Raw genomic sequence first — 19,153 nt, forward strand, 5'->3', positions numbered from 1 at the left:
CGCCACCATGCACAACCTCGCCCTAGCCGGGTGAAACAGCACGTCAGGCGTTGCTCAGCCATGCCCGCCACCAAGCCTTCTGCAACACCCTTTAGAGGAAGCGTGCGGGCTTGAGCGGCAGGGCGGCCCAGATCACCTTGCCGCCGCTCGCGGTGTATTCGACGTCACACATGCCGCCCGCCTCCCGGGTGACCTCGCGCACCAGGAGCAGTCCGCGGCCGCCGGTCCGGCCGTGGTCGGCCTCCAGGGCGGTGGGCCGGTACGGGTGGTTGTCCTCCACGGACACACGCAGCCACTCCGCCCCGACGGCCAGTTCGACGGCGACCGTCGGCGACAGCACCGCAGCGTGCTTCACGGCGTTCGTCACCAGCTCCGAGACGATCAGCAGCAGCCCCTGGGCCAGGTCGTCCGAGACCGGCACACCCTGACGGAGCAGCAGGTCCCGTACGGCGTGCCGCGCCTGCGGGACCGAGGCGTCGACCGCGGGCGCGGTGAACCGCCAGACCCCCTCGTACGGCAGCGGATCCGCGGGCCCGGGAGGCACCGCGCCGCCCTGTGGACGTGGGCCGGACCCACGCCCCTCGTCGTCCATCGTCCGGTCGCCACCCTCGCGCTCGATTGTCGCCACGTCTCGAGTGTTGGTAACGATGCGCTCCACACCCCGGGGCTGAACAGAAGTCAGCAACTATCGAGCACTTCTGACCGTTGGCGTATGACACGGTCAGTTGTGGGACTGGTCCTGTCCCTGTTGTGCCGTCTCGGCGAACTATTCGGGTTGTACGGGTTTGCCTTGCGGATAGCATCCGGCGCATGGAGCCGCAGCTGCTGAACAGCGTGACCGACTCGGTCGCCACCGTCGTCATCCGTCATCCGGAGAAGCGCAACGCCATGACGGCCGCGATGTGGCGCTCGCTGCCGCCGCTGCTGGAGGGTCTGGCCGGCGATCCGGCCGTCCGGGCGCTGGTGCTCACCGGCGAGGGCGGGACGTTCTGCGCCGGGGCCGACATCTCGACCCTCCGCGGCTCGCCGGAGGAGGCACAGGGTCTCGCCGTGCGGGCCGAGGAGGCGCTCGCCGCGTTTCCGAAGCCGACGCTGGCCGCGGTGCGCGGGCACTGTGTGGGCGGCGGGGCGCAGCTGGCGGCGGCCTGTGATCTGCGGTTCGCCGAGGAAGGCGCGCTGTTCGGCGTGACGCCGGCGAAGCTCGGCATCGTGTACCCGGCGTCCTCGACCAGGCGGCTGGTGTCCCTGGTGGGTCCGGCCACCGCCAAGTACCTGCTGTTCTCCGGAGAGCTGATCGACACGGAGCGGGCGCTGCGCACCGGCTTGGCCGACGAGGTGCTGCCCGAGGGCGAACTCGGCAAGCGGGTCGCCGAGTTCACCCGCATCCTGGTGTCGCGTTCGCAGCTGACCCAGGCGGCGGCGAAGGAGTTCGCGAACGGCGGTACGGACCGGGACGCGTACTGGGCCGGGCAGGCGCGCGCCGGCGGCGACACCGCCGAGGGGGTCGCCGCGTTCCTGGAGCGCAGGCAGCCGCGGTTCGGCTGGAGCGTGCCTACGCCTGGTTGACGTCGGCGTAGGACCGGAGCCGTTCCACGACGTGTGCGGGCGCCTTCCGCGGTGATCCGGCGTCGTAGGGCGGCTGGGGGTCGTACTCGGTGAGCAGTTGGACGAACCGGGCGTGGTCGTCGCCCGCGATCCGGCCGAGCAGGGTCAGCCCCATGTCGATGCCGGCGGAGACGCCGGCCGCGGTGACGTACTTGCCGTCGGTGACGACCCGCTCCCCCGTCGGCTCGGCGCCGAAGCGCTTGAGCTCCTCCAGGGCCAGCCAGTGGGAGGTCGCGCGGCGGCCCCGGAGGAGTCCGGCGGCGGCGAGCAACAGGGAGCCGGTGCACACGGACGTCGTCCAGGTGGTCCGGGCGTCGACCTCGCGCAGCCAGTCCAGGAAGGGCTCGTGCGCCATCAGCGGCTCCTGGCCCGGGCCGCCGGGGACGACGACGATGTCGGGGGCGGTCACGTCGGCGAAGGTCCGGTCGGCGGTGAGCGCGAGGTTCCCCGACTCGTTCCGTACGGGGCCGGTGCGCTCGGCCACGAAGACGGTCTCCGCGTCCGGCACCCTGCTGAGGGTCTCGTACGGGCCGACGGCGTCGAGGGCGGTGAAGCCGTCGTAGAGAGCGATGGCGATCTGCATGGTGTGGTCCCTTCCGGTCGGGTGAGGGGGTCAGGGCGTGGTCGCGGGGCGGAAACGGCGGCGGTACTCGGCCGGGGGCGTCCCCAGCGCTTTGACGAAGGCCCGGCGCATGGCCTCGGGGGTGCCGTAGCCGCTGGTTCGGGAGATCTCCTCGATGCCGTCGGCGGTGTCCTCCAGGAGACGGCGGGCGTGTTCGAGACGGACGCGGTCCACGTACCGCCCGGGCGTCATACCGGTCTCGGCCCGGAAGGCGCGGGCGAAGTGGCGGGGCGAGAGGCGGGCGCGGGCGGCGAGCGCCTCCACGCAGAGGTCGGCGTCCGGGCGTTCCGTGATGAACCGCTGGACGTCCCGGAGGGGCTCGCGATGAGCGGTCTGGGCCTCGAGCTGGGCGCTGAACTGGGCCTGGTTCCCGGGGCGCCGCAGGAAGACCACCAGGTGGCGGGCGATGGTCAGGGCGGCGTCCCGGCCCAGGTCCTCCTCGACCAGGGCCAGGGCGAGGTCGATGCCGGCGGTGACACCGGCCGAGGTGGCGATGTGCCCGTCGCGTACGTAGACGGGGTCGGGGTCGATCTCGACGGCCGGGTGGTCGCGGGCCAACTGGTCGCAGTACGCCCAGTGCGTCGTGGCGCGGCGGCCGTCCAGGAGCCCGGCGGCCGCGAGTACGGCCGCACCGGTGCACACGGAGACCAGGCGCGCGGCACGCGGCCCGTGCTCGCGCACCCAGCCGACCAGACGCGGGTCGGGGTCCAGGGAGCCCGGACCGCCGGGGACGAGCAGGGTGTGCGGGTCGGACGCGCCGTCCAGGGACTCGTCGGGGACGAGCGTCAGACCGCTGGTGGTCCGCACGGGCGCGCCGTCCGGGGAGGCCGTGCGGATCCGGTACGTCCCCGGGGAGAGCAGCTCCGCGCCCGCGAAGACCTCCACGGGCCCCGTGACGTCGAGACTCTGCACGCCGTCGAAGAGGACGGCGAGAACGGTGCGCTGGGCCATGGCCTTGATTCTTCGCGGGCCCGGAGGGTGGCCGCAATGACGAACTTCCCACCTTTCCTGCCATGGGATGTGCGGCCCCGGAGGCCATACCAAGCGGTTGGTAACCTGCCCGGCATGACGACTGCCGCCCTTGAGCCGCTCGCCGGCCGCCGCTGCCAGAACGTGCTCAACTCCCTGCACGCGACGCACTACTTCTCGCCGGACCTGGGACGGGAAGTGGGTGCTGCCGGGATCACCCATCCCCACGCCGTGAACTTCGCCGTGCGGGCCGCCGCGTTCGGACCGGTCGGGCCCGGTGCGGTGGCGGCGGCCTTCTACAACTACAAGTACGAGCTGGTGGCCCGGCACGTGCCGGCGGTGTGGGAGAGCGCCACCCCCGGCCAGGTGCTGGCGGCACGCGCGCGTGCGGTCGACGCGACGCTGCGGCGCCTGCTGGGCGAGGAGACCCTGGCGTCGGCGGAGATGGCCGAGGCCGCGCGGCTCGCGCTGCGCGCCACCGAGGCCTGTTCGCGCGGCGCGCGCCCGCTGTACGCCGCCCACGCCGACCTGCCCGTTCCCGAGGAGCCGCACCTCGCGTACTGGCACGCGGCGACCCTGCTGCGCGAGCATTATGCAAAGGAAGTCCAGATGTCTCAGCCGTGATCCCCGAGTGACCTAGGGCCCCACGTGCGGCTGTTAGGTTCCACCCCGTCTGGATGTCTCATGATCGCGGTGGTGCGGGATGGACTACTTCTTTGTGTCACGCAGCAAGGTTCGTCGCTTCTACGAGGCGCCGCCCGGGGTGGATCTCGACGCTTTCGCGTACGTGTCGCGGAAAGGGGCGCTGAAGGAAGGAACTCCGTTCTTCCTCGACTCGCAGATGCGCCCGGCGGAGCCGCTCGTCTCGTTCTTTCTGGAGATGGCCAAGACGCTGAAGGCGAAGTCGCTGCAGGACTATACGTATGACGCGCTCGACTTGACCGACTTCCTGGAGGACGAGCTCGACCCGCCCGTCGATCTGTTGTCGGTGATTGAAGAAGACCTGTTGGCGTACCGAGAAGACTGTACCGAGCACCGCGAGTCGCCGGATGCGCCGGCGACCTGGAAGCGGCGTCGGGCCATGATCAACAACTTCTACGGCTGGGCTGACGACGAGAAGTTGATCGAGAAGCGCCCCTACTTCCGCCGTCGTAACGGCCGTGACGTGCTGTCCTGGGGTGCCACCACACAGCTCGACGTCCGCCATCTGACGTGGCGGCAGTGGAACTTCCTCAAGCAGGTCGGACTACGTGGCTACCTGCCCGACGGGCGCGTCGATCGCGCGTTTCGCGGACGCTCGCCCCTGCGCGACAGCGCAGCGCCCGAACTGTCCATCACGACGGGCATGCGGCTGCAGGAGTTCAGCTGCCTGCTGGATATCGAGGTCGGGCCACCGCGACGGGATGCTTCCCCGGCAGAGGTCCAGTTGCAGGCGATCGCGAAATTCGGCCTGCCCCGCTCGGTGATGATCCAGGATCCGACACTGCGGGAGCTGGACATGTACCGGCGAACCGAGCGTGCGGCGCAGGTGCGGGCCGCGGCGAAGGCGCTGTGGAGACGCCGTGAGGAGCTGTTCATCGTCGATGACATCGACCTGCGGCGAATGAAGGTACGCGGAATGCTCGATGGCCGGCGCCGTACCTTCCGGGTCGAGAGCATGAACGCGGACAAGCGCCGCCGCGCAGTCATCGAAGGCGATCACGGGCTGGAGCCGATGGCGATGTTCGTCGGCCGCGGCGGACGGATGCCGACCCGACAGCGCTGGGAGCAGATATTCGACACCGCGCATCTGCGCGCCGTTCATCTAAGCGAGGAGCACAAGGTCGGCATCGTCATGCCGCGCGAGGTCCGGATTCACGACACTCGGCACACATTCGCGGTCTACATGCTGCGGCTGCTGACCAAGCTGATCCTCCAGGAGGAAGCCGAGGACTACCTCGCCGGCCGGCACTCCGGCTACCTGACGGACCATATCTCGCGGAACCCTCTGCTGATACTGCAGGACCTCTTGGGGCATCGTCGTCCACAGTCGACTTTGCGGTACCTCCGGTACATGCGAGATACCAACGTGCTGGTGGCGAAGGCAATCGCCGAGTGGAACAACAAGAACGCCACCTACGCCGACTACGCGGCCACGATCGCCGAAAAGCGGGCCGCCTGATGCCCCGCCGCGGCGAGCGCAAAGAGCGCGTACGCAACGGCGCCCCGAAGCCGCTGCCCATCCGGGACCTGGACCACGTGGGCATCCGCACCCTGACTCGGACACGCCGGGGCGGGACGTCCACCCACATCGTGAACCCGGCGAAGTACCGGTGCAGCGTCCTAGCGGCCCAGCTGGCCGACGAGTGGGTCACCTACACCCGGTCCATGGCCCGGACCGACGGTGGCGCGAACTTGTCCCAAGCAGTGCGGTCCTTCGCAAAGTTCGTCGACAAGTATCTGCCGACGCTCGGGGTAGATCCGGCGGATGCCCGACTGGACGGCCGCAAAGTCGACTTGGTCGAGGTGATCCACGTGTGGGAGGAAGACCTGCGCCAGCATCACGGGCTGCGTTCCAACTCCCCGTACGAGAAGGCCAACTGTCTGCTGACGCTGATCGAGCAGCGGGCACTGAAGGACCCGAGCATGCCGGAGGCGCTGCGAGTACGCTCGCAGGCCCCGACCGCCTATCCGACGTACAAGAGCGAGCCGCTGGACGAGTTCTCCAATGCGGAGCGAATCGCCCTGCGCGATGCGGCCCGTAACGCCATCCGGTCGCTGGAGGCCCGTCTGGCCCGCGGCCGGGAGCTGCTGGAGCGCGGGGTAGATCCCCAAGTTGGCGGATGGCACGAACCGGCGAACCTGCTGTGGGCGGCGACGCGTCCCTCTTTGCTGACCGGGAAGGTTTTGGAGCCGCAGTTCCGGCAGAACGTGCTGAGCTGGCCGGAGCCGGTGAAGGCGCTGCTCCCGACCGCACCGGACGGCACCCTTCTCAAGCGCGGATTCCGCTATCTCGTCGCCGAGTTGGGACGCCTTCTGTATCCGACCGAAGCGGATCTGCAGGCATTTCGGGTGCTGCTGATGCTGGGCATGAGCGATACAAGCCCGGAGGAACTCCACCAATTTCAGCTTTCCGACATGGAGTTCACCGACGGCGGTGTGCGCCTGGTCCAGCGCAAGATGCGGGCCCATCGCGTCCGTGCCGACCTGCATCCCGATCCGGAGCAGGCGGCCGAGGCGGAAGCGCAGGAGTTCACCGGGGACGGCGCCTGGACCGTCCCGGGCCTGCTTCGGCGCCTGCTGGCCGTCACTGAACTGTCCCGGACGGTCTTCCCCGATGCGGACCCATGGCTGTTCCTCGCGGTGGAACGACGGTACCGGGGTGTCCTGGAAGCCAAGCTCGCCGGCTTCAGAGACCGTGAGCGGCGCTTCGGCGGCTGGATCGCCGAGCAGCGCGACGCGGCCGGGAAGCCGCTGAAGATCTCCGAGCCGCATGAGATCCGGCGGCTGCGCAAGACCACGAAGGTCGTCCGCGCGGTCGCGCTCGGCGGCACCGTCAGCGACCTTGCGGGCGATGACCATCACGTGGAGGTCTACCGGATGCACTACGCGCACGGCACGACCGCACACATCCTGGCCGGCCAGTCGATTAACCGGGCGCAGAAGTGGGTTTTCGATCGCATGACCACACCCGCACGGCCAGTTCTCGTCACCGAAGAGGCCGAGCAGCACCTGGAGGTGACGGAGGTCGCCGAGGACCTCGGCCTGGACGCCGAGCAGGCCAAAGCCCTGCGGACGGGAGAGCTGGACATGGGGCTGGTCAACTGCCGTAACCCGTGGGACTCGCCGCACCGCAACGATGCCAAGGTCTGCCACGTCGCACCCGCGATGTGCATGCTGTGCCGCAACGCCGTCGTGTTCACCTCCCAGATCCCGCGGCTTCTCCTGTTGTCCGATCACATCGAGCACATGCGGGCCAACCTGGCCCCGCGCCACTGGCAGGCCCTCTGGGGCCGGCAGGCCGCGGCCCTGGCAGAGGTCTTCGAGGAGTGCGCCGACCTCGTCCCCGCAGCACGCCGCGAGATCGCCGAGCTCGGCCTGCGCCTGGACCTCCCCTTGGGCATGCGGACGGAGTTCGACCGATGATGGCCCGCCCCGCGCCCAAGGCGCTCGCCTCCTCGGCGTTCCGCGACGATGAGAAGGTCTTCAGCTACGGCGGCTACCAGCTTCTCGACGACATCCAGGTGCCACTGTTCGGAGACATCCACCGGTGGCCCGCCGACTGCATCGGCCGGCCCGCCAGTCGAAAACCGGGCGAGTGGTGCTTCGTCTTCCCTCTGGACGACCGTTTGATCAACCTGCAGCTGCGCGAGTACTGCTTCGGCCTCCTCAACCCCTCCCACCCCGTCCTGCGGCAATCCCTGATCTTCCTGTCCGCTCTCCCGCTGTCCGTGGCCACCGTCCGCCCCTCGATGATGGAAATCAGAAAGATCATGGACTGGGGCCGCGAACAAGGACTGCCCACCGACCTTGGGCTGTGGGACCCGGAGGACTGGCACGACGAGATCGTCCACAAGGCCTCTCAGGTCGAGAGTGTGAAAACCGTCGCCTTCCATGTGACGACCATCCGCCGCCTGCGCCAACTCGCCCCGGTCCTCACCGGAATCAGCGCCTTCGACGACCCCTGGGGCGACGAATCAGCCGCGAGCGTGGCCGCCAAGGTGTATGACGAGGACGCACCTAGCCGCGACACGCTTGCCACTCCGGCCATCCCGCCCGACACCTGGTGGCCGCTGCTACGGGGCGCCTGGACCTACATCCACACCTTCGCCTCGGATATCTTCCGCTGGCGCGACCACTTCGCCCGGCAGCAGGAGGCTCCCGCCGACCAGCCGCGCTCCACCAAAGCCCGGCCGGTGCGCCCGGAGGAAACGGACGCCCTACTGAAGAAATGGCTCAGAACGCCAGGCAACGCGGTGCCCGTCCACGAGGTGTCCTACAGCAACGTGTCGGCCGGCACCCCCATGTGGACCGCGCTCAGCAAGATGGTCACCGGCGGCAGAACCATGAACATCTTCAGCGACAACCAGAGCGGCCGACCCCGCGAGCGGCGAGCCACCGTTCAGGCCGCGATCGGCGAAGGCCGCATCGCGACTGTCAAGGCGACCGTGGGCCGTGGGAAGGGCCCCGCCGGACCGCGCTACAACGCACCGGGCACCAGTGCAGGCGTCACCAAGGAGCAGCTGGACGACGACGTACGACGGTGGCTCGCGGACCCGAACACCGTAGTGCCGGTGTACGCGACCGACGACCACGGGACGGCCGGGGAGCCGATCTGGGGGGTGGCCGCCCGCATGATCTGGGGGCCCACCCCACCTGACGTGTCCCGGCAGCGGAACGCCAAGCGGTTTGACCGGCGCAACCGGACCGGGGCGGCACGCGCCCGCCTCGTCTTGCAGGCTGTGGCCGACGGACGCGGGATACCCGTCGACTCGGATGTGTGGTCCGGTTGGCGCGCGTACCCACTCCAGTGCCCGGACGCCGCGCACGTCCAAGGCACCGACGGAACGTCAGCGCCGTGGCGCAGGCAGATCAGTGCCATCGAGCTCGCCTTCGAACTGCACATGCTCCGAGCCGCGATCTACGTCTTCGTTGCGGCCTTAACCCTAATGCGCGACTCGGAGGTTCAAGAGATCCAGCGCGACGCCGTACGGACCTACTTCGGCTCCCCAGCCGTCCGGTCCCGAAAGACCAAGCTGGACCCCACCCGCCCGGAACTGTACTGGTGGATCATCGAGCCGGTCGCCGAGGCGCTCGCAGTCCTCGAGCAGCTGGCCTGGCACCCCACTCACCTCTTCGCGGCCCTGCGGCCGCCAGTCGGCAAACAGACCCACACCGAGCCCGGGATCAGCTCCGAAGCCGAGATCGACTTCTTCATCAACGGCGTCAACACCATCGCCTACCGTCACGGCCTGTCCAAGATCCCATCCGCCCACGTGCGCTCGCACATGTTCCGCAAGACCATGTCCCAGGTCGCCGGACGCGAACCGGACTCCGAAATCGCCCTCGGCCTGCAGCTCAAGCACGCCGCCCGCCGGGCTCTGGCCAACCGCACCACCCAGGCGTATGCACAGATGGACGCGAGCTGGGCCAAGGAGTTCGACACCGAACTACAGCAGGCTGCCGCCCGCAAACTCGTGGACCTGCTCCGCGGCCGCCAACGGGGCGAACGCGTCGCCGTCGGTCCCGGCGCCGCCCGCCTCCACGCCGGTCTCGACAAGGTCATCGGCACCATCAACAACAACCCGCAACTAAGGGCGCAGATCGCCGACGAGCGGGTGGAAGAGGCCCTGCTCTCTGACGAGTTCCCCAACCTGCATCTGGGCACCATCAACCACTGCATGTTCGACGCCCCGCAGGCCGAATGCCAAGGCGAACTCCCGGAAGAGCAGCGCGGGCTGGCTCCCCTCCTCGGCGCCTGCCAGCCAGCCCGCTGCCGAAACTCCACGATCACCCGAGCCCATGCCCCGTACTGGGTCGCCGAAGAAGCCGACCTGACCGCCCAGTCCACAAACCCGCGGCTGTCACCACCACGACGGGAGGCGGTCTTCGTCCGCCTTGCCGATGTCCAGCGCATCACCCGTGCTCTCGAAGAGGAAGGCCGCGCCTGATGCCGGTATCCGCAGCGTCCGCCGACAAATTGAGGGCGGCCATGGCCCGGTTGCTATCCGGCAAGCCCGTGCACACCGACGGCGCCCTCACCAAGGAGAACCTCGCCCGCGAAGCTCAGGTCAGCCACGCAACCGTGCACCGCGCCGAAGACATCCTCGCCGAGTGGAACGCGAAGGTCGCCCGCCCCGTCCTGCGTACGCCCGGAGAGGTCCAGCGCGACGAGACAATCGCCCAGCTCCGCAAGCAACTTCGCGAGGCGAGGGAGCAGGCGGCCCAGACCCAGAACAAGCTCGAGGCCCTCGCCACGGTGGCGGCGAACCTGTACGCAGAGAACCTCACCCTGAAAAAGCGCCTCGGACGCCGACGGGTGACGGCTCTGCCCGCCCAAGACCGCGACTAGCCGAGTTCGGTCTTCCCGTAGTCGCTGGCCACGGTATTGACCGAGGGGAAGCCTACCGCTCGATCGAGCGATGGCTGCCCTACGGGGCGCGTGCACCAATGTTTACTAGGCCCCGCTGCTGCTCGGCTTGCCCTGCCCCGACGATCTATCCGATGCCCTCTGGACGTTACTATCGCTCGGCGCGAAGACGCTGCGACCCGCTCTGGCCCGCGGCTCGACCTCCCTTCACCTTTCGAGCACGACAGCAAGCCCTTGGCCAACTCCGATGCAGATCACCGCGACCGCGATGCCACCGCCCCGGCGGGCGAGTTCGTGGGCCGCGCGACCGATGATGCGGCCCCCGGACGCTCCGAGCGGGTGACCCATCGCGATCGCCCCTCCGTGCGCGTTCACCTTCTGCGGGTCGAGGTCTCGCCACAGCCGCAGACAGGCGAGCGACTGTGCCGCGAACGCTTCGTTCAGTTCGACCAGGTCGACGTCGGCCCATGTGCGGCTGGCACGGGCGAGGGCGCGGTTGGCCGCCTCGACGGGAGCGACTCCGAAGATGTCGGGGTCGTTGCCGAACGCCGCGCGGGCGGCGATGCGGGCGAGAGGTTCGCCGTCGAGTACGCCCTCGCGGGCGACGAGCACGGCGGAGGCGCCGTCGTTGATGGGCGACGAGTTCCCGGCGGTTACCGTGCCGCGCGCGGTGAACGCCGGGCGCAAGCCAGCGAGTACCTCGACGGTTGATTCGTCGCGGATGCTCTCGTCGCGGGCGAGGTGGTGCCCGTCGACCTGGACGATCTCGTGGTCGAAGATGCCGTCCGCCCATGCTCGGGCGGCCAGGCGATGGCTGCGCGCCGCGAATGCGTCCTGCTCCTCACGTGAGATCCCGTGGATCCCGGCGAGCTTCTCGGCACTCTCGCCGTTGGAGATCGTCCATTCCTTCGGCAGTCGCGGGTTGACCATGCGCCATCCGATCGACGTGTTCCACATCGTCTGGTTGCCCGCAGGGTAGGGCCTGGTGCTCTTCTCGATGACGTACGGCGCGCGGCTCATCGACTCCACACCGCCCGCGAGCACGATGTCGGCGTCTCCGGCCTCGACGGCTCGTGACGCCTGGATGACGGCCTCGACCGAGGATCCGCACAGGCGGTTGACCGTGACTCCCGTGACCGAGGTGGGGAATCCAGCGAGCAGCGCGCCGAACCGTGCGACGTCGCGGTTGTCCTCGCCGGCCTGGTTCGCATCGCCGAAGATCACGTCGTCGATGCGTGCGGGGTCGAGGTCTGTGCGCTCGACGGTGGCGCGCATGACGATCGCGGCGAGGTCGTCGGGGCGGACATCGGCGAGGGCCTTGCCGTACCGTCCGAAGGGGGTGCGGACGGCGTCGTACACGAAGCTCGCGGGCATGTCAGACACCTTCCAGGGATGCCGCGGCGTCGGCGAGGTTGAGGCCGGTCAGGGCGGCCAGGGAGTCCACCGTGTTGTCGCCGAACGTCTCGCGCACGCGCAGTCCGGCGAGCGTGACGTCGAAGACCGCGTGATCGGTGTAGATGCGGGTCACGCAGCGCACTCCGGTCAGCGGATAGGTGCAGGCGGCGACGAGTTTCGGCGTGCCCTGCTTGGTGAGCAGGTCGGTCATCACGTAGACCGACTTCGCGCCGATCGCGAGGTCCATCGCTCCGCCGACGGCGGGAATCGCGCCGGGCTCGCCGGTCGACCAGTTCGCGAGATCGCCGGTTTCCGACACCTGGAACGCGCCGAGCACACACACGTCCAGGTGTCCGCCGCGCATCATCGCGAAGGAGTCGGCGTGGTGGAAGTACGCCGAGCCCGGCAGAGCGGTCACCGGCTGCTTGCCTGCGTTGATCAAGTCGGGGTCGACGGTGCCGGGCTCGGGTGCGGGTCCCATGCCGAGCATTCCGTTCTCGGTGTGCAGGACGAACTCCGTGTCGTCCGGCAGGTAGTTGGCCACGAGGGTGGGGGCGCCGATACCGAGGTTCACGACCGATCCCTCGGGGATGTCGGCCGCGATGCGGCGGGCGAGGTCGGTGCGGCTGATGCGCGTGGTCATCGGCTCTCCTCCTTTGCCAGCGGGCTTCCCTCGATGTCGACGCCGCCGACGAACGCGCCTTCGTTGAGCCAGCGGCGTTCTCCCACCGCGACAACGTGGTCGATGAAGATGCCGGGCGTCACAACGGTCTCGGGGTCGATGTCTCCGAGGGGCACGATCTGATCGACCTGGGCGATGGTGGTGGCAGCCGCGGCCGCCATGATCGGGCCGAAGTTGCGGGCGGTCTCGCGGTAGACGAGGTTGCCCCAGCGGTCGGCCCGCAGGGCGCTGATCAGGGCGAAATCGGCTCGGATCGGGTACTCGAGGACATAGTCGCGGCCGTCGATCGTGCGTGTCTCTTTGCCCTCGGCGAGTTGGGTGCCGACGCCCGTGGGCGAGAAGAACGCGCCGATTCCCGCGCCCGCGGCGCGGATGCGTTCGGCGAGATTCCCCTGCGGCACGAGCTCCAGTTCAATGTCTCCCGCGCGATAGAGACCGTCGAACACCCACGAGTCGCTCTGCCTCGGGAACGAGCAGATGATCTTCCGTACCCGTCGCGCCGCGAGAAGCGCGGCAAGACCCGCGTCGCCGTTGCCCGCATTGTTGTTGACGACGGTCAGATCACCTGCGCCATGGGAGATGAGTGCGTCGATCAGCTCCACCGGCTGGCCCGCACGGCCGAATCCACCGATCATCACGGTGGCGCCGTCACGGATGCCCGAGACGGCAGCCGCGGTGTCCTCGACGGTCTTGTCGATCATTGTTCCTCCACGCGTTCGGGCATCGCGGGACCTCTCAAGCGATTTCACATGGCCGGCCCGCGTGGTGACAGTGCACGACGATCGACACCATCTGACGTAGGCATAACCTCTATGCTTATGTCCTATCACACCGTAGACACCTCGGACAGGCCCGATGAGCGCGAAGCGCGGCACCCCCGGCCTTACGGTCACCGCGCGATGCCGGGCACTCGCCGGTGCGCCCATCGCAGGGCATCGCCGTTAGGGTCCTTCTCAGTGGCGATCCCGCTCTCCTCGCCAATGAAGACTGGAGCTAATAAGCTATGCCTATGTCTGAACTCGCGAGCGAGCGCTATACCGACCGCATCGCCACCGGACCGCTCGTCCTCGTCCAGGAGGTCTTGAACACCCGCGCCGCCGGCAAGCCCGCGCTTGAGGACCTGCTCTCGACTCCGGATGCTGCGACGTCGTGGCTCTTCGGCGCGCTGGCCGAATGGAGTCGGCGTACGGGGATGCAGGCGCCGACCATCGAGGTCGACGAGCCTGGACTGGTGCGGCTTCAGCAGCTACGCGCGTCACTGCAGCTGACGGTTGCGGGCGCGGTGCGCGACACCCCGGTCCGATCCGCACCGAAGGGAGTGAGCGGCACGCTGGAGGTGCGCATCGACGCCGACGGCGTCTTCTCGCTGACGCCGCGCGGCAAGGACGCCCCATGGGTCGTCGCGACCGTGCTCAACGAGATCACAAACGCCCAACTGACGGGCACGTGGCGTCGTTTGAAGATGTGCCGGAACCGGGTCTGCTCGGTTGCGTTCTACGACGGTACGAACCCCAACAACGGCGCCTGGCATGACGTGCGCATTTGCGGTAACGCCGTGAACCTTCGGGCCTCGCGGGCCCGCCGGGCGGCCGCGAGCGCGTAGCGCGCCGCAGGCCTCCCGACCGTCGCTCGGACTACTCAGCCTTTGGCTGCCCGGCAGGAGCCCCACAGCGCACCGGGATTGATGCGCGACGGGTGGCGCTCCAGCATGTACTCGTAGAGTTCGAGGGTGCTGCCGGTGCGGCGCACCCCGGTGTTGAAATCGAGGATGTAGCGGCGGGTCTCCTCGATGTGACGCGGATCGTCATCGGCGGCCGGATCCTTGTGTCCCGCGACGATCGCGGTCGGCGCCAGCGCCTCGACCGTGTCGAGGGCCTTCAGCCACTCGTCCCGCCCCTCCGCGTCCGAGGCCGCGAGCATGAGGTGCACGTTGTTGTAGATCACGTCGCCCGCGACGACCAGCCCCAGGTCGGGAACGTGCAGGCAGGTGGTGTTGTCGCTGTCGGTGTGCCCCAGGCGGACCGGGCGGACCTCCGCCCCGCCCACGGTCAGGACGTCACCCTCCAGCGGTTCGGCGAGCACGAGTCGCTCAGGGATCTGCCCGGGGAACCATGCGCGCCAGACCGCCTTGAGGACCTCGGGCGAGGACTGATACGCCATGTCCTCGACGACCTCGGGCAGTGCGAAGGCGCGCGCACCCGGGTATTGCTCCAGAACGGCTCCGAGGCCGAACCAGTGGTCCCCGTGGCCGTGTGTGACGTACACGCTTGTCACCGGGGCGTCGCGCTCACCGAGCCAGCGGAGCAGGCCCTCGGACTGCGCGATCGTGAAGAGCGGATCCACCAGCAGCGCCTCTCCCCCGTTCGAGATGAGGATGCTCGACGTCGGTGACCAGGCACGCTCGGTCTGATCGGGCGGCACGTCAGCGTTGGTGGTCGGCATGCCGTCCGCGATGTGCACGGCGTAGGACAAGGCGTTCGACGTCATGGGTGGACTCCTCGGATTCTCGGGTGGTCACTTCCGCTCCGGCCGGAACGCGGCGGACGCCGGGAGGACCGGCCCTCGTCGCCTCGATCTCAGAGCGATGACATTGACATAAGCATAGCCCCCATGCTTACGTCATACTCTCGCGTCGGCCGAGAATCCCGAGAGCCACCGGCTCCGATTCCGTCGCCGCAAGAGAGCGATCGTCAAAGGAGACACGAGATGAACAGCCCAGCGACGCAGGCGCCTACCGCGGTGCTCGTCCACGGATATCTGGACGACGGCCCCATCTGGAACAGTGTCCGCGCTGTCCTCGACGAGCAGTCGATCCCGTCGATCGCGTTCGAGCTCGCCGGCATGGGTGGGCGTGCCTCGGACCAAGGGCCGTTCACCCTCGCCCGCTGGGCCGACGATCTCGAGAGCCTCGTACGCGCGACAGAGGGTCCCGTCGTGCTGGTGGGCCACAGCATGGGAAGCCAGATCGCTGAGCTCGTCGCCGCCCGCCTGGCCGGACAGGTGCGTTCGCTCGTCCTGGTCAACCCGATCCCGCTTGCGGGCACTCACCTGCCTCCGGAGCAGCTCGCGCCCTTCCAGGCACCCGATCTCGGACTCGACGCGCAGCGCGCCTTCCGCGGCGCGCTCGCCACCGCGTTCCCGGCCGAGGAGAACGACCGGCTCGCCCAAGTCGCCCTTCACGTCGACCCGTCGGCGATCTCCGACACGGCGACGGCATGGAACAACGGCCACCCGGACGGACAGCAGCCCAGCAAGTTCCCCGGGAGCGTCACCGTCCTGCGCGGCGAGAACGACCCCTTCGTCACCGAAGAGATCGTCTCCGCGTATGTCACGCCCCGCTTCCCCGGCGCCGCCACTCAGACGATCGCTGGCGCAGGTCACTGGGCGCACGCCGAGAACCCGGCTGCGGTCGCCGCCGTCATCACCACGGTCGCCGAGGAGAGCGCGTCGAACGCCGCCGACGACCGCCCGGCCGAGGCCTGGACGAGCGCGTTCGAGCAGCGCACCGAGGATGCCTTCTCGGCGGCGCTCTCGCCGAACGTGAGGATGGAGGCGAGCGCGCTCGCCAAGCCGGTCGAGCGCAAGGAACACGTCGAGGCCCTCATGACCGCGGTGAGCTCCGTGTACGAACGGCTCGAGTTCGTCCGGAAGGCGCAGGACGGCCCGCGGACGTATCTGGAGTGGGAAGCCGCCGCGTTCGGTGGCTTCCAGATGAAGGGGATCACGATCCTCACGCGTGATGACGAGGGGCTCATCACGGAGATCGCCATTCACCACCGGCCCATCGGCGCCGTGCTGCAGATCAACGCGAAGGTCGGGGGCCCCCTCGTCGAGGCCGGCCTCGTCCCCGCCGAGTACTTCGACTTCACGGAAGGCAAGTGACCATGACTGAACGCATCGACGTGGAGTTCACGGCGGACGGGGGCGTGACGCTGCGCGGCTGGCTCTACCTGCCGGACGCCGAGGGCCCGCGCCCCGCGATCACGATGGCGCACGGATTCGGCGCCAACCGGGAGATGGGCCTCGACCCGTACGCGCGCAAGTTCGCCGACGCCGGGTTCGTGGTGCTCGTCCACGATCACCGCACGTTCGGCGCCAGCGACGGCGAGCCCCGCAACGACGTCGACCCGTGGCGTCAGATCGCTGACTGGCGCCGCGCGATCAGCTTCCTGGAGGCCCGCCCGGAGGTCGACGCGGACCGCATCGGAGTGTGGGGCTCGAGCTTCTCGGGCGGCCATGCGATCGTGCTCGGGGCGACCGACGTGCGGATCAAGGCCGTGGTGTCGCAGGTGCCCACCATCAGCGGATTCGAGCAGTGGCAGCGCAAGGTCCCTCCGGAGCGCATCGCCGCCTTCGAGCTCGCCCAGGCCGACGCCGAACGCGCCCTGGCGGCCGGCGGTGAACTGCCGTACCAGACCTCCATCGGCGACGATCCCACCGACCCGGCCTTGTACAACAGCCCGGACGCCGTGCGCTTCTACCACGACCTGGTTCCCCCGGGCCGCGAGAACAACACGGTGACTCTGCGCTCCAGCCGGGCCGCGCGGCTGTACGAGCCGGGCGTATGGATCTCCCGGGTCTCGCCCAAGCCGCTCATGATGATCGTCGAGACCGGCGAGACGGTGGTCCCGGCCGACATCCAGCTCGCCGCCTTCGAGCGAGCCCTCGCCCCGAAGGAACTGGTGCTGCTGCCCGGCGGTCACTTCGACGCCTACAAGGTGCACTTCGAGGAATCCAGCGGGGCCGCGCTGTCGTGGTTCCAAACCCACCTCGACAAGGCCCCGGCCTCAACTGGCTCGTGAAACGTAGGCGGTTCCGGCAGCTGCTGGAACCGCCTCCCCAGGTAGGTGCCCGCTCCGTGTCACACTCGGTTACACCACCGAGGGACGTAGTCTCGACGCGGTGCCCGCCGTCGACCGGGTCGTCGGGCAGCACGTGGCCGTCGGCCGTCTTCTAGGCGAACGGCGAAGAGTGGTATCAGTGTTGCGGGCAACATTCACCAGCCGACACGCAGCGCACATGACCGCGCACGCGCGAGAAACCCCCCGCATCCACCCTGTGTTGGCGAGCACGGCGCGACGGTCTGGCTCCCCAGCTCCCAATTGGCACGACTATTCGTGCCCTGCGGGAAGCGTCGGCAAGATCACGCGGGACAGCGAGTCGGCGTCATGGTGGATGGTGTGCGTGCACGGCCGCAACTCGCTTCCGGTGCCGGGCAGTTCACCGGTGCCCTCGTTGCGTGCGTACCGGGGATGAGAGCCGCCAGCGATCAGCAGACGTAGCCGGTGGCCGGCCTTGACCTGGTGGGCGCAGGCGTCCAGCCGCACGCGCACGGTCTGCGCCTGGTCGATGGACGAGGTGGGGTCCAGCCGGAGGAATCCTTCGGTGAAGTTGCGGGACACGCCCTTGGAGTCGACGTCGCAGAGCCGTACGAAGACGTCGGCGTGCGGGTTGCTCCTGGTGTGCGCCAGTTCGACGACGGGTGTTCCCATGATCTCGAGCGGCGTGGTCAGCGGGTCGGTGGTGAAGGTGAGTACATCGGAGCGGCTCTCCAGCTTCGCGTTGTCCTTGCTTCCGCCGTCGAGGGAGAGAAGGGGGCCGCCGAGGGTCGGGGTGGGGTTCGCCGGGTCGTAGACGTACGTGAACGGGGCACCACCGCTATCGTCGACCAGAAGTCTTCCGCCCGGCTGCAGGTAATGCACGGTCTCGCCCGCCGCCGGTGGCCACTCGGCCAGGTGTCGCCAGGCGCCCTGTCCGGTGACATACACCTCGACCGGGGGTATGGACCGTGGGGGTTCCGGCGCTTTGTCGGCGAGGTGCGTCTGAAGCCATTCCAGATTGCCGCGGAGCAGGTGCCCCATGCCCTTGGTGGCCAGTTCGTTGTGGGTCCAGGGGCCGACGGTGAGCGAGACGTCAACCCCGCGGGTACGCAGTGCCTGGTACTGGCGCAAGGTCTGGTTGACAAAGAGATCCTGCCAGCCTGCGGTGAGCCGCACCGGAACATTCGCCCGCTGAAGAGCCTCGTCGAGCTTGAGCCGATCCCATACCGGATCGTCGGAGTCAGGAGTCGTCAGCCATTCCCGGAGCCACTGCGCATGGTGCTCGGTCGCCGCGTCGGCCGCGTCGGCCAACGGTAGGGCGTCGAAGACCGGGGCCAGCCGTCGCTTCATCGTCAGCACCCGGGCCAGAGCCCGCAGCCCGGTGAATCGCTCCTGGTTGATCATCATCGCCGCCCAGTGCAGGAAGTCGCCGACTTGGAACGCTCCGCCTCCGTAGACCGCGTCGTACACGTTGTGCGGGGCGACGGCGATCAGGCACGTACGCAGTTCGGGGGGCGGATCCATCAGCAGCGCCCACTGGGTCCAGCCCACATAGGAACCCCCGGAGGTCGCGAGCCGCCCGTCGAACCACGGCTGGGTCCGCAGCCAGGCCACCGCGTCCTGGGCGTCGTCGGCCTCGTTCGCCATCGGATAGAAATCTCCAGTGGAGCCGAACGTCCCGCGGCAGCTCTGCAGCACGACGTGATACCCGCGGCCCGCGTAGACCCTCGCCTCCAGGTCGCCGGGAAAGCCGCGCTCGTACGGAGTGCGCACGAGGACGGTACCCTTCGGCCGGTCGGTGACGGGGGCGTAGTGGTCCGTCACCAGGACGGCGCCGTCGCGTGCAGGCGTCGGGAGGTTCCGCTCGACCCGGTAGTCGTTTCGCGGGCCAGGCAACGCCATCAGGCGAGTCATGACCCGGTCGGTGACGCGAGCGGCCAGGCTCGGCGGTGCTGAAGCGGTGTGCGGCGGGAGCGCGGTGGTCATTGCCT

The 19,153-nt window shown here is 68.9% G+C and carries 16 protein-coding genes and 1 pseudogene; 9 read left to right on the forward strand and 8 right to left on the reverse strand.

The annotated features are described in order from the left end of the window. Positions 1 to 91: 91 nt before the first annotated feature. Positions 92 to 592, reverse strand: a complete 501-nt coding sequence (locus ACFZBT_RS38290; RefSeq protein ID WP_391114441.1) for an ATP-binding protein — start codon at positions 590 to 592, stop codon at positions 92 to 94. Between the two features lie 218 nt (positions 593 to 810). Here ACFZBT_RS38290 and ACFZBT_RS38295 point away from each other — a divergent pair, with 218 nt between their 5' ends. Next, positions 811 to 1,566 (forward strand): enoyl-CoA hydratase-related protein, encoded by a 756-nt coding sequence (locus ACFZBT_RS38295; RefSeq protein WP_391114316.1) that lies wholly within the window; start codon positions 811 to 813, stop codon positions 1,564 to 1,566. Here the strand turns inward: ACFZBT_RS38295 and ACFZBT_RS38300 are convergent. Continuing rightward, complete coding sequence (locus ACFZBT_RS38300; RefSeq protein WP_391114318.1) at positions 1,553 to 2,188, reverse strand: DJ-1/PfpI family protein; 636 nt, start codon at positions 2,186 to 2,188, stop codon at positions 1,553 to 1,555. The two genes, ACFZBT_RS38295 and ACFZBT_RS38300, sit on opposite strands and share 14 nt — an antisense overlap. Positions 2,189 to 2,218: 30 nt before the next feature. After that, positions 2,219 to 3,178, reverse strand: coding sequence for a DJ-1/PfpI family protein (locus ACFZBT_RS38305; protein WP_391114321.1), 960 nt, complete (start codon positions 3,176 to 3,178; stop codon positions 2,219 to 2,221). Between the two features lie 114 nt (positions 3,179 to 3,292). Here ACFZBT_RS38305 and ACFZBT_RS38310 point away from each other — a divergent pair. The 5 genes and pseudogenes from ACFZBT_RS38310 to ACFZBT_RS38330 all read left to right on the forward strand — a co-directional run. Then, positions 3,293 to 3,787, forward strand: a pseudogene (locus ACFZBT_RS38310) (hypothetical protein); the annotation flags it as partial. A gap of 112 nt (positions 3,788 to 3,899) precedes the next feature. Beyond that, positions 3,900 to 5,357 (forward strand): recombinase XerD, encoded by a 1,458-nt coding sequence (locus ACFZBT_RS38315; RefSeq protein WP_391114325.1) that lies wholly within the window; start codon positions 3,900 to 3,902, stop codon positions 5,355 to 5,357. 206 nt (positions 5,358 to 5,563) lie between these two features. After that, positions 5,564 to 7,321 (forward strand): hypothetical protein, encoded by a 1,758-nt coding sequence (locus tag ACFZBT_RS38320; RefSeq protein WP_391114328.1) that lies wholly within the window; start codon positions 5,564 to 5,566, stop codon positions 7,319 to 7,321. After that, positions 7,318 to 9,846, forward strand: coding sequence for a hypothetical protein (locus tag ACFZBT_RS38325; protein ID WP_391114331.1), 2,529 nt, complete (start codon positions 7,318 to 7,320; stop codon positions 9,844 to 9,846). The genes ACFZBT_RS38320 and ACFZBT_RS38325 overlap by 4 nt, the downstream gene beginning before the upstream one ends. 41 nt (positions 9,847 to 9,887) lie before the next feature. Continuing rightward, complete coding sequence (locus ACFZBT_RS38330; RefSeq protein ID WP_391114333.1) at positions 9,888 to 10,247, forward strand: hypothetical protein; 360 nt, start codon at positions 9,888 to 9,890, stop codon at positions 10,245 to 10,247. Positions 10,248 to 10,472: 225 nt separating this feature from the next. Here the strand turns inward: ACFZBT_RS38330 and ACFZBT_RS38335 are convergent, their stop codons facing one another. The 3 genes from ACFZBT_RS38335 to ACFZBT_RS38345 are packed head-to-tail and all read right to left on the reverse strand — an operon-like array spanning position 10,473 to position 13,043. Beyond that, positions 10,473 to 11,639: an acetyl-CoA C-acyltransferase gene (locus tag ACFZBT_RS38335; RefSeq protein WP_391114337.1), complete on the reverse strand. Its 1,167-nt coding sequence runs from the start codon at positions 11,637 to 11,639 to the stop codon at positions 10,473 to 10,475. A 1-nt stretch (position 11,640) separates the two neighbouring features. Further along, positions 11,641 to 12,303, reverse strand: coding sequence for a 3-oxoacid CoA-transferase subunit B (locus ACFZBT_RS38340; RefSeq protein ID WP_391114340.1), 663 nt, complete (start codon positions 12,301 to 12,303; stop codon positions 11,641 to 11,643). Beyond that, positions 12,300 to 13,043, reverse strand: coding sequence for a 3-oxoacid CoA-transferase subunit A (locus tag ACFZBT_RS38345; RefSeq protein ID WP_391114343.1), 744 nt, complete (start codon positions 13,041 to 13,043; stop codon positions 12,300 to 12,302). Before ACFZBT_RS38345 ends, ACFZBT_RS38340 begins: the two co-directional genes overlap by 4 nt. Positions 13,044 to 13,351: 308 nt before the next feature. On the opposite strand from ACFZBT_RS38345, the gene ACFZBT_RS38350 reads away from it, so the two are divergent. Next, on the forward strand, positions 13,352 to 13,945 hold the full coding sequence (locus ACFZBT_RS38350; protein WP_391114346.1) for a CGNR zinc finger domain-containing protein: 594 nt from the start codon (positions 13,352 to 13,354) through the stop codon (positions 13,943 to 13,945). A gap of 35 nt (positions 13,946 to 13,980) precedes the next feature. Here the strand turns inward: ACFZBT_RS38350 and ACFZBT_RS38355 are convergent, their stop codons facing one another. After that, the gene (locus ACFZBT_RS38355; protein WP_391114349.1) at positions 13,981 to 14,829 is read right to left on the reverse strand and encodes an MBL fold metallo-hydrolase; all 849 of its coding nucleotides are present in this window, start codon (positions 14,827 to 14,829) and stop codon (positions 13,981 to 13,983) included. A 219-nt stretch (positions 14,830 to 15,048) separates the two neighbouring features. Here ACFZBT_RS38355 and ACFZBT_RS38360 point away from each other — a divergent pair, with 219 nt between their 5' ends. Both ACFZBT_RS38360 and ACFZBT_RS38365 read left to right on the forward strand, forming a co-directional pair. Then, the gene (locus tag ACFZBT_RS38360; RefSeq protein ID WP_391114352.1) at positions 15,049 to 16,224 is read left to right on the forward strand and encodes an alpha/beta fold hydrolase; all 1,176 of its coding nucleotides are present in this window, start codon (positions 15,049 to 15,051) and stop codon (positions 16,222 to 16,224) included. 2 nt (positions 16,225 to 16,226) lie between these two features. Continuing rightward, positions 16,227 to 17,144, forward strand: coding sequence for an alpha/beta fold hydrolase (locus ACFZBT_RS38365; protein WP_391114355.1), 918 nt, complete (start codon positions 16,227 to 16,229; stop codon positions 17,142 to 17,144). A 309-nt stretch (positions 17,145 to 17,453) separates the two neighbouring features. Here the strand turns inward: ACFZBT_RS38365 and ACFZBT_RS38370 are convergent, their stop codons facing one another. Then, positions 17,454 to 19,148, reverse strand: a complete 1,695-nt coding sequence (locus ACFZBT_RS38370; RefSeq protein WP_391114358.1) for a CocE/NonD family hydrolase — start codon at positions 19,146 to 19,148, stop codon at positions 17,454 to 17,456. Positions 19,149 to 19,153: the final 5 nt, after the last annotated feature.

This window comes from Streptomyces sp. NPDC008137 (assembly GCF_042957035.1).
Taxonomy (GTDB): Bacteria; Actinomycetota; Actinomycetes; order Streptomycetales; family Streptomycetaceae; genus Streptomyces.

Bases quoted from the DNA above. Each gene is read 5' to 3' on its own strand.
- ACFZBT_RS38335 (WP_391114337.1), bottom strand. From the start codon at position 11,639: ATGCCCGCGAGCTTCGTGTACGACGCCGTCCGCACCCCCTTCGGACGG.
- ACFZBT_RS38360 (WP_391114352.1), top strand. From the start codon at position 15,049: ATGAACAGCCCAGCGACGCAGGCGCCTACCGCGGTGCTCGTCCACGGA.
- ACFZBT_RS38345 (WP_391114343.1), bottom strand. From the start codon at position 13,043: ATGATCGACAAGACCGTCGAGGACACCGCGGCTGCCGTCTCGGGCATC.
- ACFZBT_RS38305 (WP_391114321.1), bottom strand. From the start codon at position 3,178: ATGGCCCAGCGCACCGTTCTCGCCGTCCTCTTCGACGGCGTGCAGAGT.
- ACFZBT_RS38325 (WP_391114331.1), top strand. From the start codon at position 7,318: ATGATGGCCCGCCCCGCGCCCAAGGCGCTCGCCTCCTCGGCGTTCCGC.
- ACFZBT_RS38300 (WP_391114318.1), bottom strand. From the start codon at position 2,188: ATGCAGATCGCCATCGCTCTCTACGACGGCTTCACCGCCCTCGACGCC.
- ACFZBT_RS38330 (WP_391114333.1), top strand. From the start codon at position 9,888: ATGGCCCGGTTGCTATCCGGCAAGCCCGTGCACACCGACGGCGCCCTC.
- ACFZBT_RS38320 (WP_391114328.1), top strand. From the start codon at position 5,564: ATGGCCCGGACCGACGGTGGCGCGAACTTGTCCCAAGCAGTGCGGTCC.
- ACFZBT_RS38365 (WP_391114355.1), top strand. From the start codon at position 16,227: ATGACTGAACGCATCGACGTGGAGTTCACGGCGGACGGGGGCGTGACG.
- ACFZBT_RS38350 (WP_391114346.1), top strand. From the start codon at position 13,352: ATGTCTGAACTCGCGAGCGAGCGCTATACCGACCGCATCGCCACCGGA.
- ACFZBT_RS38370 (WP_391114358.1), bottom strand. From the start codon at position 19,148: ATGACCACCGCGCTCCCGCCGCACACCGCTTCAGCACCGCCGAGCCTG.
- ACFZBT_RS38340 (WP_391114340.1), bottom strand. From the start codon at position 12,303: ATGACCACGCGCATCAGCCGCACCGACCTCGCCCGCCGCATCGCGGCC.
- ACFZBT_RS38295 (WP_391114316.1), top strand. From the start codon at position 811: ATGGAGCCGCAGCTGCTGAACAGCGTGACCGACTCGGTCGCCACCGTC.
- ACFZBT_RS38355 (WP_391114349.1), bottom strand. From the start codon at position 14,829: ATGACGTCGAACGCCTTGTCCTACGCCGTGCACATCGCGGACGGCATG.
- ACFZBT_RS38290 (WP_391114441.1), bottom strand. From the start codon at position 592: ATGGACGACGAGGGGCGTGGGTCCGGCCCACGTCCACAGGGCGGCGCG.
- ACFZBT_RS38315 (WP_391114325.1), top strand. From the start codon at position 3,900: ATGGACTACTTCTTTGTGTCACGCAGCAAGGTTCGTCGCTTCTACGAG.